General features: G+C 62.2%; 11 protein-coding genes. 3 read left to right on the top strand and 8 right to left on the bottom strand.

Annotated elements, in window-relative coordinates:
• Positions 1-3 precede the first annotated feature (3 nt).
• Positions 4-2442, bottom strand: coding sequence for a Lon protease family protein (locus JL474_RS00475; protein WP_203140557.1), 2439 nt, complete (start codon positions 2440-2442; stop codon positions 4-6).
• A gap of 209 nt (positions 2443-2651) precedes the next feature.
• Here JL474_RS00475 and JL474_RS00470 point away from each other — a divergent pair, with 209 nt between their 5' ends.
• Together JL474_RS00470 and JL474_RS00465 are read left to right on the top strand one after the other, a co-directional pair.
• Entirely contained in the window at positions 2652-2939 is a 288-nt protein-coding gene (locus JL474_RS00470; protein WP_123634270.1) for a hypothetical protein, read from the top strand.
• 139 nt (positions 2940-3078) lie between these two features.
• The gene (locus JL474_RS00465) at positions 3079-3456 is read left to right on the top strand and encodes a PilZ domain-containing protein (protein WP_123634271.1); all 378 of its coding nucleotides are present in this window, start codon (positions 3079-3081) and stop codon (positions 3454-3456) included.
• Positions 3457-3492: 36 nt separating this feature from the next.
• Here the strand turns inward: JL474_RS00465 and JL474_RS00460 are convergent, their stop codons facing one another.
• Positions 3493-3954, bottom strand: coding sequence for a flavodoxin family protein (locus JL474_RS00460; protein WP_203140556.1), 462 nt, complete (start codon positions 3952-3954; stop codon positions 3493-3495).
• A gap of 218 nt (positions 3955-4172) precedes the next feature.
• Here JL474_RS00460 and JL474_RS00455 point away from each other — a divergent pair, with 218 nt between their 5' ends.
• The gene (locus tag JL474_RS00455; RefSeq protein ID WP_203140555.1) at positions 4173-5243 is read left to right on the top strand and encodes a GGDEF domain-containing protein; all 1071 of its coding nucleotides are present in this window, start codon (positions 4173-4175) and stop codon (positions 5241-5243) included.
• Positions 5244-5318: 75 nt separating this feature from the next.
• Here JL474_RS00455 and recA read toward each other — a convergent pair whose 3' ends face one another.
• The 6 genes from recA to JL474_RS00425 all read right to left on the bottom strand — a co-directional run bounded on the left by recA (position 5319) and on the right by JL474_RS00425 (position 12926).
• Positions 5319-6371 (bottom strand): recombinase RecA, encoded by a 1053-nt coding sequence (gene recA, locus JL474_RS00450; RefSeq protein WP_203140554.1) that lies wholly within the window; start codon positions 6369-6371, stop codon positions 5319-5321.
• 145 nt (positions 6372-6516) lie between these two features.
• Positions 6517-7017, bottom strand: a complete 501-nt coding sequence (gene pncC / locus JL474_RS00445; RefSeq protein WP_203140553.1) for a nicotinamide-nucleotide amidase — start codon at positions 7015-7017, stop codon at positions 6517-6519.
• A gap of 103 nt (positions 7018-7120) precedes the next feature.
• On the bottom strand, positions 7121-8026 hold the full coding sequence (locus JL474_RS00440; RefSeq protein ID WP_203140552.1) for a transglutaminase family protein: 906 nt from the start codon (positions 8024-8026) through the stop codon (positions 7121-7123).
• A 5-nt stretch (positions 8027-8031) separates the two neighbouring features.
• Entirely contained in the window at positions 8032-10512 is a 2481-nt protein-coding gene (locus tag JL474_RS00435) for a circularly permuted type 2 ATP-grasp protein (protein ID WP_203140551.1), read from the bottom strand.
• Positions 10513-10535: 23 nt separating this feature from the next.
• Positions 10536-11468 carry an alpha-E domain-containing protein gene (locus JL474_RS00430; RefSeq protein ID WP_203140550.1) on the bottom strand — a complete coding sequence of 311 codons (933 nt, stop codon included), beginning with the start codon at positions 11466-11468 and terminating at the stop codon, positions 10536-10538.
• A gap of 3 nt (positions 11469-11471) precedes the next feature.
• Complete coding sequence (locus JL474_RS00425; protein ID WP_203140549.1) at positions 11472-12926, bottom strand: circularly permuted type 2 ATP-grasp protein; 1455 nt, start codon at positions 12924-12926, stop codon at positions 11472-11474.
• Positions 12927-12950 lie beyond the last annotated feature (24 nt).

The following is a 12950-nucleotide window of genomic DNA, read 5'->3' as shown; positions in this document are numbered from 1 at the left end:
TCCTCAGGCCTGCCCGGAATGTCCAACGTGGGGCGTATGATGGCCGTCGTGGCTCTGGCGCCGCTCGCTCGATGACTCCTGGCGCTCGTGCTCACGCATCGAGTCCAGTCGCTTCTGGATGACACCAAACACGGTATTGGCCGGATAACGACCCTTGGCGCTGGGCTTGCCGGCGGTTTTGCCCAGCAGCAGCGAAATGGCCTCCTCCGCCGTTTCCACGGCATAGATCGCAAATTTGCGCTGGCGCACCGCCTGGAGGATGTCGCTGTCCAACATCAGATTCTGGACATTGGTGGCCGGCAGGATGACGCCCTGCGAACCGGAAAGCCCCTTGATGCGGCAGGTTTCGAAGAAACCCTCGATCTTTTCGTTGGCACCACCAATGGGCTGGACCTCACCGAACTGGTTCAGCGAACCGGTGATCGCCAGATCCTGGCGGATCGGAATGCCGGATAGTGACGACACGAGTGCGCACAGCTCGGCCACCGACGCGCTGTCGCCGTCGACTTCGCCGTAGTTCTGCTCGAAGGTCAGGCTGGCCGACAGGCTCATGGGGTCGGTCACCGCAAAGCGGGAGGCCAGCCAGGAGGTGAGGATCATCACGCCCTTGGAATGCAGGTTGCCACCCAGCTTCACGTCCCGCTCGATGTCGATGATATCCCCGTCACCGTAGTAACAGGTGGCGGTGATGCGATTGGGCATCCCGAACTCAAAGCCACCGGCCGACAGCACCGACAGGGCATTCACCTGCCCCACCCGCTCCCCTTCGGTGGACACCAGGGTGGTGCCGTCGCGGATGGAGTCGAAATACTGATCGCGGATCCGGCTGCTGCGATAGCGGGCGCTGGCCAGGGCCTGCTCCACATGGGTGGCCTGGATCATTCGGGCGCCGGCATCCCGGGCCCAGAAATCGGATTCCCGCAGCAGGTTGGCGATATCCGCTGCGTGCAGGGACAGTCGCTGCTGGTGATCGGCGATGCGTGAGCTGTATTCGATGACCCGCCCCACGGCCTTGCGGTCGCAGTGCAGCAGCTTCTTCTCAACCACCACGCTGGCAATGAACTTGGCGTACTGCTGCTCGCTGTCCGCGTTGCGGTGCATCTCGTTCTCGAAGTCGGCGGCGATGCGGAACAGCTCGGAAAACTCGGGATCGTATTCCTGCAGCAGCATCCAGGTTTCCCGGTCGCCGAACAGGACGATCTTCACGTTCAGCGGAATCGCTTCCGGCTCCAGGGAAATGGTACCGGACAGGGTGAGCTCGCGTTCCAGGGAATTGATCTGCAGTGATTTCGAGCGCAGGGCACGCTTGAGGCCATCCCACACAAACGGTTGCTCCAGCACCTTGATGGCGTCCATCAGCAGGTAGCCGCCGTTCGCCTTGTGCAGGCTGCCCGGCCGGATCAGGGAGAAATCGGTGAACACGGTGCCCTTGAAGGTGACGTTCTCCACATAGCCGAACAGGCTGTGGTAGGTGGGATTGTCCTCGACAATCACCGGCACCTTTTGCGCCTTGTGATGCACCATCAGGTTGATCTGGTAGCGCCGCGGCATCTTGCGATCCAGCGAGGCATAGGCCATCGCCGCCTGCTCTTCGCTGTCTTCCAGGAAGATGTCCAGGTTGTCCGCCAGGTCCTTACGGACCGATTCCAGGTAATCGACGATCTCCGGCAACGCCTTGTACTTGGCGACGAGTTCATCCAGCTGGTGCCCGGTAATGCTCTCCAGCGTTTCCTCGTTCAGCGCCTGCTGCTTGTCGGTGTAATCCTGCTCCAGGTCGGCCACCTTGCGCAGGGCCGCGCGCAGCTTCTTCTCCAGCTTGTTGATGGCGTCCTCGAACCCCTGGCGCTGGGCTTCGGTCAGGGCGGCAAAGCTTTCCTGGGTGTGGGGCTCGTCGCCGTTCATGGCGATCAACCGGTAGCCGCCCGGCGTGCTGACGCTCAGGCTGACCTTCTTGCGCTTGGCCTGGCGCGCCACCTTGTCGAGCTCCTGCTCCTGGAGGTTACCGTAATCGTTCTTCAGCTTCTCCGCCCGCTCCAGGAAACTGTCCCCCTCAAACGTCTGCGGAATCAGCTTGGTCAGGCGCAGCATCAGGCGATCCATGTCCTGCTTGAGGTTCTGGCCCTCGCCCGCCGGTAAACGCAAAACCCGGGGCGAACGCGGATCGTCGAAGTTGGCCACGTAACACCAGTCGTAGCTCTGGTATTCCTTGTTCGCATGGTGCTCCAGATAGCGCAGCATCATAGTTCGCTTACCCAGACCGTTGCGGCCCACGGCGTAGACGTTGTAGCCGCCGTGCGGCATGGCCAGGGCAAAGCGCACCGCTTCCTGGGCTCGGTTCTGGCCCACGATCTCTTCGAGCGGTTCGAGCTGGCGCGTGGTCTTGAAGCTGAAATTGCGGGTGTCGCAGTTGTTGTAGAGCTGGTTCAGTGGCAGAGACTTCAAGGTGCCGTCCTGTGTCGGGGGAAATGGTGCAAGGCGGCGTTGCGGGGCTGATGCCGATACCGCCCAAAAGATTGATTCAAAGCATTGTAGAAGGAGAAGGGCGCGCTGTCCTCACTTGCAGGCCTCCAGGGCAAAATGTGTTCAAGTTTTGCACGATTCGGCCGACAAACCGTAAAATGACTCTCGACAATATCTTGAGGTTACGGCCCATGGAGATATCGCGTTCCAACCCCTACGGACTGACTGCGCTGGATCGCCGAAAGACGGAGCATCAACAGCGCACGCCCGACGCCCAGAACATTGCCCCGACACCACAGAACCGCCCGCTCGATCGTCGCACCCGGCCTGACCGCCGGCGTCGCCAGGAGACGTTTGACGGGCCGGATCGCCGCAAGCGCCGAAGCGGCCGCCGACGACCGTCCCTGCTTGATGCCCGCACCGCACGGCCCACCAACGCCGAAGACCGTCGTGGCGAGCGCCTGAACACCTCCGCCTGATCAGTCGTGACGCCCAGGTCACTTTTGAGACCTTTGTCACAGATGCCAGGTTGTCCGTTTTCCAGCCGCGGGCCCGGGTTCTACACTGACTATCCCGTGATATCACAATGACAACGACAAAAACGTGGAAACCGGTGTTATGGGAACAGACTCTGGAGACCGCCGCATCAAGGATCGTTACGAAGCCCAGTGCCTGAAGGTGCGCCTGACGGAACGGGGCTTCTTTGGCCGGCAGAAAGCCCGGACCGACGTCCAGTGCCTGGACATCAACCGCTACGGCATGGCCGTTCTGTCACCGCGTCCGGTACCGCCCGGCAGCCGACTGCTGCTGGATTTTTCCGGCAAGTACATCACCGAGTCCCGCGTGGCCGCGCGGATCGTCAGCAGCTACCCCTTCCGCACCGGCTATCGGCTGAGCATCCAGTTCAGCTACTGCCATGACCGGCGCGGCTACTCCCGGGCCGTGGACAACGCCCTGTCGCGAATCGAGGGTTTCTACAACCGCCTGGCCAGTTAATCGGCGACTTTCCGCCCGTCGTCACCGCCGGCGTTATTAAAACATCCCCGCGTCCAGTCCAGCCGCCAGATAGAGCCCCAATTCCTCGCACTGCGTCTCAAAGGCCGGATCGTACTCGCCCCGGCAAAGCACGGGATCATGCACGATCCGCCAGCGTAAACCGGTGGTGATCGACTCGATCGCCCGGCGGGTTCCGGTCCCGTCGTGGCCGGCCCGAATGTAGAAGGCAAACGGCAGCCCCTGGGTTTTCTCAAGGCAGGGATAGTAGCTGCGATCGAAGAAGTCCTTGAGCGCCCCACTCATGTAGCCGAGGTTTTCCGTGGTCCCGAGGATGATGGCGTCGCAGGCCAGAACATCCTCGGGACCGGCATCCAGTGGCGCCATGACGCGCACATTCACACCCTCAACGTCCGGATGACCGGCACCCCGCGCCACGGCCTGACGCAACGTCTCGGTATTGGGTGACGGCGCATGGGCCACGATCAACAGTTGCTTCATGGAACGACGGTTCTCCGATCAGGATGTCACGTTCACTGTGCCGGTCCCGGGCGAATCGGACAAGGGTCGAATGAAACACCGACCATGCTCAGGACAGCCGCGTTTCGGGCGCTTGACATATCACGATCTTTTACAGTTTTGCGCATTATTTTGGCTACACTGGAGCCCTGTCCGGCTTCCCGATTGACTTGACCGGCAGACAAGGACGGTCTCCTACCATGATTGACGCTACCGATCTCCCTTCTCGGGAGCACGCACAACCGCATCGCAAAGCGGTGCTGATGGCCTTGCTGTGGATCACGCTGATAGCGGGCATTGTGTTTGCCACATTGAACATTCGCGCCGGCAATGGGCCATTGGCGATGGTGGAAATCGTAATGGCCACCTATTCGGTGTTCCTGATGTGGGCCGTTCGCCGGACCCGACATCTGGACCGATGGCTGCTGGCCTACAGCCTGCCCTTCTTCAGTGCAATGATGTTTGCGCTGTACGTGCCGCGTTCGACGGTGTCCGTGTTTGGCTGGATCCTGCTCGTACCGATCCTGTCGCACCTGCTGCACGGGAGAAAGCTGGGGCTGGCGATTTCGTTGTTTTTCACCGGCGTCGCCACAGCCATTTTCCTGTTCAAGTTCCATGACTCACCGATCTATATGAAGCCCATTCCCTTGCTGAACATGGGCATCCTGACGCTGTGCATCCTGACGTTTTCCCATGTGTACGAGGTCAGCCGGGAGCGGTCCGAAAACAAGCTGCTGCGGCTGGCCCGAACCGATTTCCTGACGGGTCTGGCCAATCGGGTCATGTTCGAGGAAGTCTTCGAGAAGGAAACCCACCGGGCCCAGCGCGAGCTTACCCCGCTGTCGCTGATCCTGCTGGACCTGGATTTCTTCAAGAGCGTCAACGACCGCTACGGCCACGAGATGGGGGATCGGGTGCTGGTGCACGTGGCGCGCCTGATTCGCAAACGCCTGCGACTGAGCGATCTGGCCTGCCGGTTTGGCGGCGAGGAATTCGCCATTCTCCTGCCGGACACTCACATCAAGCAGGCCATGACCGTGGCCGAGGAGCTACGGACCACCGTTGCTGAACGCCCACTGGTTTATGACGGCACGACGATCTCCCAGACCATGAGCCTGGGCGTCGCCGAAATCGGCCCGGACGGCAGTACCCTGGAAGACCTGCTGGCGTTTGCCGACGAGCGGCTTTACCTGGCCAAGGGCAAGGGCCGCAATCGGGTCGCCGGCCCGCAGTGGCTGGATGCCGAGACAATCAGCTCATCCAACAGCTGATCCCCTTCCCCATACAAAAACACCCCGCCGGTTAACCCGGCGGGGTGTTGTTCAGAGCGCCAGTGAGTTCCGGTTTCAGAGCAGTTCGCCGCTCTTCTCCGCCTCGGCGGCCGCCGGTGCTTCCTTATCTTTCGGAGTCGGCTTCGGCATCAGTTTTTCACGGATCTTGGCTTCAATCTCGTGGGCCATATCCAGGTTTTCTTCCAGGAATTTACAGGCGTTCGCCTTACCCTGGCCGATCTTGTCGCCGTTGTAGCTGTACCAGGCACCGGACTTGTCGACGAAGCCTTCCTTCACGCCCAGGTCCACGACCTCGGCCATGTGGTAGATGCCCTTGCCGTACATGATCTGGAACTCGGCCTGCTTGAACGGCGGGGAGACCTTGTTCTTGACCACCTTCACGCGGGTTTCGTTACCGACCACTTCGTCGCCTTCCTTCACGGCGCCGATGCGACGGATGTCCAGGCGAACGGAAGAATAGAACTTCAGCGCGTTACCACCGGTGGTGGTTTCCGGGCTGCCGAACATGACGCCGATCTTCATCCGGATCTGGTTGATGAAGACCATCAGGCAGTTGGCGTGCTTGACGTTACCGGTCAGCTTACGCAGCGCCTGGGACATCAGGCGGGCCTGCAGGCCGACGTGGGAATCCCCCATCTCGCCTTCGATTTCCGCCTTGGGCGTCAGGGCCGCCACGGAGTCGACGATGATGACGTCGATGGCGTTGGAGCGCACCAGCATGTCAGCGATTTCCAGCGCCTGCTCACCGGTGTCCGGCTGGGACACCAGCAGGTCGTCAACGTTAACGCCCAGCTTCTCGGCGTAGACCGGATCCAGCGCGTGCTCGGCGTCAACGAAGGCACAGGTCTTGCCGGCCTTCTGGGCTTCAGCGATCACCTGCAGGGTCAGCGTGGTCTTACCGGAGCTTTCCGGACCGTAGATCTCGACGATCCGCCCGTACGGCAGGCCACCAATGCCCAGGGCAACATCCAGCCCCAGGGAACCGGTGGATACCGCGGGAATGGCCTCACGGGGCTGATCGCCCATCTTCATGACCGCGCCTTTGCCGAACTGGCGCTCGATCTGGCTCAGAGCCGCGCTCAACGCCTTCTTACGGTTGTCTTCCATCGCTGCGAAAACCTCATCTTTCTGTGCCGCCGCACGGCATGATCGGAAACGTCCGGTCTGGGAACCTGTTATACAGGGCCCAGACTGTATATTTGAACAGTATTAAAACACAACAGGTCCCGGCGTCCAAGTGTCGTGTTTTCAACTAGGTTTCGGCCAGGAACCGATGGACGCCTTCAAGGACAAACTGCACCGCCTGACGCCGCACCGCATCGCGGTCTCCGTCAAAATACTGCACCACGCACTGGGTGTCGGCGGCCGATCGGCCCCAGGCGAACCAGACCGTTCCAACGGGCTTGTCTTCCGAACCGCCTCCCGGCCCGGCGACGCCGCTGATGGCGACGGCCACATCGGCACCGGTCGCCGCCAGCGCCCCGGCCACCATTTCCCGGACGACCGGCTCGCTGACCGCCCCGTATTCCTCCAGCGCTGTTTCGCTCACGCCCAAGAGGCCCCGTTTGGCATCGTTGGAATAGGTCACCAGGCCGCTGTGGACATAATCCGAACTCCCGGCCCGGTCGGTCAGGACCTTGGCCACCCAGCCCCCGGTGCAACTCTCCGCAGTGGCGATCATCTGGCCCTTCTGGCGCAACAGATCGCCCAGCTCGGCGGCGCTGGTGAAGAGGGTATCGTCGGAAATGGTCATGGATCGGAGACTCCGAGCAGCGGTCAGCAAGGCCCCCATTCTTTCGATATGAACGGCCCGCGTCTACCCCTTTTCGGAGGCCTTTTCAGGAAGCCGGCGGGATTTAGGCATTTGCGGACTTCGAGGTCCGCTCATCAAGCGGCATCACGTCCACTTCGACGGTCAGATCGTGGCGACCGCCGCCGCTCATCAGTCCTTTAAGTGGCACCACGTCGGCATAATCCCGACCGAACGCGACGGTGACGTGCCGTTCATCCGGCATCAGGTCGTTGGTGGGATCAAAATCCACCCACCCCAACGAGGGATCGTACACGCTGAACCAGGCGTGGGAGGCATCCGCCCCGACCAGTCGCGGCTGGCCCGGCGGGGGAATGGTTTCCAGATAGCCGCTGACGTAGCACGCCGGAAAACCGAGGGAGCGCAGGGCGCTGATCGCCAGGTGAGCGAAATCCTGGCAGACGCCCCGGCGTGCCTTGAGCACGTCATCCACCGGCGTGGCCAGTGTGGTGAAGCCCGGGTCGTAGGTAAACTCGCTGAAAATGCGGTGCGTCAGCTGCCGGGCCCCTTCGAGCAACGGCAGTCCGGGGCTGAAGATATCCCGGGCGAATTCGGCGATGAGCGGATCAATCGGTGCCATTCGCGAGCCCACCTGCAGCAACCGAGCCTGCAGGGCCTGACGACCGGTCTCCACGTCCAGGCGACGAATCGCCTCTTCCCAGGGTAGAGAACGCGCGGGCGCCTCTTCCAAACCTCTCGGCATCACCTCCACCTGACTGGTGACGTTAACCTCCATTTCTTTATGGAGCGAATTCACATGAAAGAACGTATAGAGGTTGCCGAAGAAGTCCGGGTGGTTGTAGAGGCTGCTCGGCGTCGGCGTGACCGTCAGCCGGCTGGACTCCACCTTCTGGTAAAGCAGGCCGCGGGGCAGCAGGCAACCGCGGTTGTAGCTGTTGGCGATGTCCTGCTCGTAGGTGTAGCGCGTCAGATGGGAGATCCTGTATTTCATCGGTCTCACACGTCGTCGATCGGTCGCGGAATGTCCGCGTGGTTGAAGTAGGCCAGCGTGATGGCTTCCGACAACTTGCTGAGCAGATTGTTGATGCGCACCAGCAGTTCGTCCAGCTGCGGCGACGGTTCCCCGGTTTCGCTGACCAGGGCTTCCAGGTCCACCAGTTGCAGTACGGACACCAGTTCCACCATCAGACGCTGCTCGGCGTTGAGACCGGTGAGGGTCGAGTCCCGTTCCGGTAGCAGGCTTACCTGCCGCTTCAGCCGCCCACACTGGTAACCCACCGAACGCGGCGTGCTCTCATCCAGCAACAGCAAATCGATGATGGCCACCGGGTGCAGCTCGGTCCGGTAGCGCCGGCGATAGGTCATCAGTGTATCGGCCATGCGCAACACCGCTTCCATCAAGGCGGCCGGCGGCTGCGGGTATTTGACGAACACCTTGTGCAGCAGCGCGGTGGTCTGCTGGGCGCGCTCGATGTGCTGGCCGATGTCCATGAACCGCAACGTCTGGGTGCGGCTCATGGTTTCGTTGTTCAGGCCATAGATGGCGGACTGCAGCAGGATGATTTCGTCCAGGGCCCGGTCCATGCGGGATACCGAGCCGCGCGCCGGGAACTGGTTCAGGGCATTCTGCAGTCGTTCCAGGACGTACCAGGTGTCCTCACTAAAGAATTCACGGACCGACTGGGCGTTCATGATCAGCGCCTGCAACACCGCCAGCAGGCCGTCCTTACGGTCGTACAGGAACAGGCTGGTGAGTTGGTGGGTCAGCTCGTCCACGTTGTCGGTGGGCATGAACACGCCGCCGTTGATGGTGCAGGCAAATTCCACCAGCGGCGTCAGGGTCTGCACCTGCTCGTCCCGGGCCAGCGTCGAGATCAGCGGCAGCGCTGCGCGCATGGCCCGGCAGGCCAGGTTGAGCCGTTCGCTGTAGCGGCCCAGCCAGAACAGGTGATCCGCCACACGACTGGGCAGCAACCCGGTTTTACGCGACAGGCGCACGCTGGTCAGTGTGCTGTGCAGCAGACTCACCGCGCTGTCGTCGGGGCTTGCCAGCCATACGTCCTTGGCCATGAAGCGGGTGGACAGCCCCAACTGCAGCTGCAGTGGCTGTTCGTGGCAGCGCGCCAGGCCGCCGGGCAGCACCTTGTCGTCACTCCCCTGGCGCAGGGCAAAAGCGCGCAAGGCGACACTGCGGGACTGCACTTCGTGCTTTTGCCAGACCGGCAGGGTACTCAGCGGCAGGATACGTCGCGCCACAAAACGCGTGGGATCGGTCTTGATCCGCTCCGCCAGCTTTTCCCGTTCCCGGCGACTGGCGTTGGCGTAGCTGATCAAATTGCCGGGCTTTTCCAGATCGTGAACGACCATGTCGATGAGTTCGTCCAGAACCACCTGCTGCTGGACCGGATCGCCACACCAGTAGGCCTCCACCGCCGGCAGAATCAGGGATTCCCCCAGCAGGTGCTGGCACAGGTCTTCCATGAACGGGAGCAGTGCGCCGCTGTCGATCAATCCCGCGCCCGGCGGATTGCAGCACACCAGGTTGCCCTGGCGAATGGTCTGCAGCAACCCCGGCGTGCCGGCGATGTCCCCTTCCAGCTCCAGCGGATCGGACAGGTTGTCCGGCATATAGCGCATCAGGGCATCGACCGGTTGCAGTCCGCTCAGGGTTTTCAGCCAGATGCGGCCTTCACGGAACATCAGGTCGGCGCCGTGGACCAGGGCCAGGTCCAGGTAGTTGGCCAGGAAGGCGTGTTCGAAATACTGGCCATCCCGGTAGTGGCGCGTCATCAGGCCAATCAGCGGTTCGCTGGCGTAGGGAATCTGCGGCACCAGCGCCTTCTGGAGATCCTTGAAGAAACTCGCCAGATGGCGCTTGTCGAATCGCTGGGCCAGCTCCGGCACCACCTGATTGATGGCCACCCGGTTCTCCAGCACGTAGCCCATGCCCCCGGGCGCCTGGGAACCGTCGGCATAGACCGTCATGCGGCCGCTGGCATCACGCCCCAGGTCGCAGCCCAGCATCACCAGCCAGTCCATATCCTCGGGAACCAGACCGTGGCAGGGCAGCAGGAAACTGGCATTACGTAAGATCAGTTCCGGCGGCAGGATGCCGTCGCGAAGCAGGGTCTGCGGCCCGTAGAGATCCCGAAGAACGAGCGACAGCAGCTGTCGTCGCTGGACCAGCCCCGCTTCGATGGGGTCCCACTCGGCCGGGTCGAACAGCCAGGGAATCAGGTCCAGGGTCCGGTTCTGCTGGTGCTGGGGGTCGAACGTGGCGCCGTGTTCACGCAGCTGATGCTGCAGGTCGGAGGACAGCGCCGCGAGCACGTCCCCACCCTGCTCCATCATCCAACCCAGCACCTGGTTCCAGCCCGGTGCGTCGGCACGGGGCAGCCATTCATCCGCGGTCTCGGACGGGCACCGGTAAGTCTGCCTCAGGGCGTCCAGAGACAGTGGCACGTCGAATCGCGTCATGGTGAACCTTGTCAGAACCCTGTTCAGGCCGCGGGCGCTTGCAGCGACTCCGACATCAGTGCGCCGTGCAGGTCAATCAGACCCGCCTGGACGTCGTCAATCAGCTTGTGCATGCCCAGCGTGTTAAGTGAATGCAGCGGTTCAGAGTCTAGCGCGTTCCGGATATTTCCAATAGTTTTTAGGACACTTTCCGACCGGGGCAGCCATCGGGCGGACCGTTCAATCTTCTCCAGGCAGGAAGCCACCGAGCGCGGGAACGGGCCGTAGGTGAGCAGGAAGTCGGTCACGTCGGTCTCGCCCGGCTCCTCAGTGTAGTAACGACGGTAGGACTCCACCGCCCCCATGGCGTTCAGCAGCGAGCTCCACTCGAATTGGCGCCGGGTCTGGCGTCCGGCGGCGGGCGCCAGTTGCTGCAGGATCAGCACGTCCATGATGCGGGTGGTCATATCCGCCCGCTCCAGGTGGCGGCCGATGTTGAACAGTCCGTAGGTGTCGTCCCGCAGCATGGTGCCGTCCATCACGCCAATCACCGCCTGGCAGCGACGGATCACTTCGGCCATCAGGTTGTAGCGCTTGGCACGGTTGGACGCCAGCTTGCATTCGGACTGCACGAACAGGTGCAGGGAATTGATTTCTTCCCAGAATTCCCGGGGGATCACCTCTCGCACGCAGCGGGCGTTGGTCCGGACCTGGGAGCAGGCGTGACGGATGGAGGCGGTGCTGTCTTCCGCCACAATCAGATAATGCATGACGCCCAGCTCGCTGGAGCTGCCCTCCTGTATAAAGCCCTTCGCGTCTTCACCCAGCACATCGATCAGGACCGGCCAGCTGAAGCGGGTGTCCTCGTGGGAGTCGATCAGCATGTGGGTGGTGGCGTTGATCAGGCGCGCCGTGTCGTCCATTCGCTCCAGGTAGCGCCCCATCCAGTAAACGTTTTCGGCTACACGTGCCAGCATGGCTCAGCTCCCGTGATTGATGATCCAGGTGTCTTTGCTGCCGCCGCCCTGGGAGGAGTTCACCACCAGGGATCCCCGACGCAGCGCGACGCGGCTCAGACCGCCATTGGTGCAGTACAGCGACTCGCCCTGCAGGATGAACGGACGCAGGTCGAGATGGCGGGGCTCCAGCAGGCCGTCGCAGAGGGTCGGCGCCGTGGACAGGTTGAGCGTGGGCTGGGCAATGAAGTTGCGCGGGTTCTCGCGGATCGCGGCCGCACACTGGGCCCGCTCCTCGTCGGTGGCCCGCGGCCCGATCAGGATGCCGTAGCCACCGGACTCGTTGGCCGGCTTCACCACCAGTTTGTCCAGGTTGGCCAGGACGTGATCGCGCTCCTTGTCGTCCATGCACAGGTAGGTGGGCACGTTGTCGATCAGCGGGTCCTGTTTCAGGTAGTAGCGGATGATTTCGGGCACGAAGGCGTAGACCACCTTATCATCCGCCACGCCCGAGCCGGGCGCATTGGCGATCGCCACGTTGCCCGCTCTCCAGGCGCCGATCAGTCCGGGAATGCCCAGCGCGGAATCCTTGCGGAACACCTGCGGGTCGATAAAGGTGTCGTCGATGCGCCGGTAGATGACGTCCACACGCTGCGGCCCGTGCAGGGTGCGCAGATAGACGACATCGTCATCCACATAGAGGTCGTTGTTCTCCGCCAGCGGGCAACCCATCTGCTGGGCCAGGAAGCTGTGCTCGAAGTAGGCGGAGTTGTAGATTCCGGGCGTTAGCACCACGACGCGCGGTGTCTCTGCGTCCTGGGGCGACAGGGAGGCCAGCATGTTCCAGAGTTGGGCCGGGTAATCGTCCACCGGCCCGATGGTGGATTCCGCAAACAGTTCCGGAAACACCCGCTTCATGACCGTGCGGTTCTCCAGCATGTAGGACACGCCGGACGGCACCCGCAAGTTGTCCTCCAGAACCAGGAAGTTACCCTCGCCGTCGCGCACCAGGTCGGTGCCGCAGATGTTCGCCCAGACGCCGTAGGCCGGCTCGAAGCCCTGGCATGGTGCAAGGAAATTTTTCGATTTCAGCACCAACTCACTGGGGACAATGCCGTCCTTGAGGATTTTCTGGTCGTTGTAGAGATCGTTGATGAACAGGTTCAGCGCCTGTAATCGCTGCTTGAGGCCATCGCTGGTGCGCTGCCAGTCGGAGGCCGCGATGGTTCGCGGCACCACGTCCAACGGCCAGGCCCGGTCAATGTTCTGGCTGTCGGAGTACACCGTAAAGGACACGCCCATGGCTGAAATGGTCCGGTCCAGCTCGGCCTGGCGCCGGGCCAACTCCTCGGCACCGTTCTGCATAATGAATCGAGCCACGGCGAGTGCCTGTGGCCGGGCCACACCGTTGGTATCCACCAACTCGTCGTAGCAGTCCGGATAGGGTCGGTAGGGGTCCAGTGCAATCACATCTGACATAACGGTCAGGCTCCCTGCTGATTT

This window comes from Marinobacter mangrovi, from assembly GCF_016798325.1.
GTDB lineage: Bacteria > Pseudomonadota > Gammaproteobacteria > Pseudomonadales > Oleiphilaceae > Marinobacter_A > Marinobacter_A mangrovi.
The sequence above is the reverse complement of the archived record's forward strand: the minus strand, read 5'-3'. Positions and strand labels throughout refer to the sequence as shown.

Excerpts from the sequence above, each read along its gene's own strand:
- JL474_RS00470 (WP_123634270.1), top strand. The coding sequence starts at position 2,652 with ATGGAGATATCGCGTTCCAACCCCTACGGACTGACTGCGCTGGATCGC.
- JL474_RS00465 (WP_123634271.1), top strand. The coding sequence starts at position 3,079 with ATGGGAACAGACTCTGGAGACCGCCGCATCAAGGATCGTTACGAAGCC.
- JL474_RS00460 (WP_203140556.1), bottom strand. The coding sequence starts at position 3,954 with ATGAAGCAACTGTTGATCGTGGCCCATGCGCCGTCACCCAATACCGAG.
- JL474_RS00455 (WP_203140555.1), top strand. The coding sequence starts at position 4,173 with ATGATTGACGCTACCGATCTCCCTTCTCGGGAGCACGCACAACCGCAT.
- recA (WP_203140554.1), bottom strand. The coding sequence starts at position 6,371 with ATGGAAGACAACCGTAAGAAGGCGTTGAGCGCGGCTCTGAGCCAGATC.
- pncC (WP_203140553.1), bottom strand. The coding sequence starts at position 7,017 with ATGACCATTTCCGACGATACCCTCTTCACCAGCGCCGCCGAGCTGGGC.
- JL474_RS00440 (WP_203140552.1), bottom strand. The coding sequence starts at position 8,026 with ATGAAATACAGGATCTCCCATCTGACGCGCTACACCTACGAGCAGGAC.
- JL474_RS00435 (WP_203140551.1), bottom strand. The coding sequence starts at position 10,512 with ATGACGCGATTCGACGTGCCACTGTCTCTGGACGCCCTGAGGCAGACT.
- JL474_RS00430 (WP_203140550.1), bottom strand. The coding sequence starts at position 11,468 with ATGCTGGCACGTGTAGCCGAAAACGTTTACTGGATGGGGCGCTACCTG.
- JL474_RS00425 (WP_203140549.1), bottom strand. The coding sequence starts at position 12,926 with ATGTCAGATGTGATTGCACTGGACCCCTACCGACCCTATCCGGACTGC.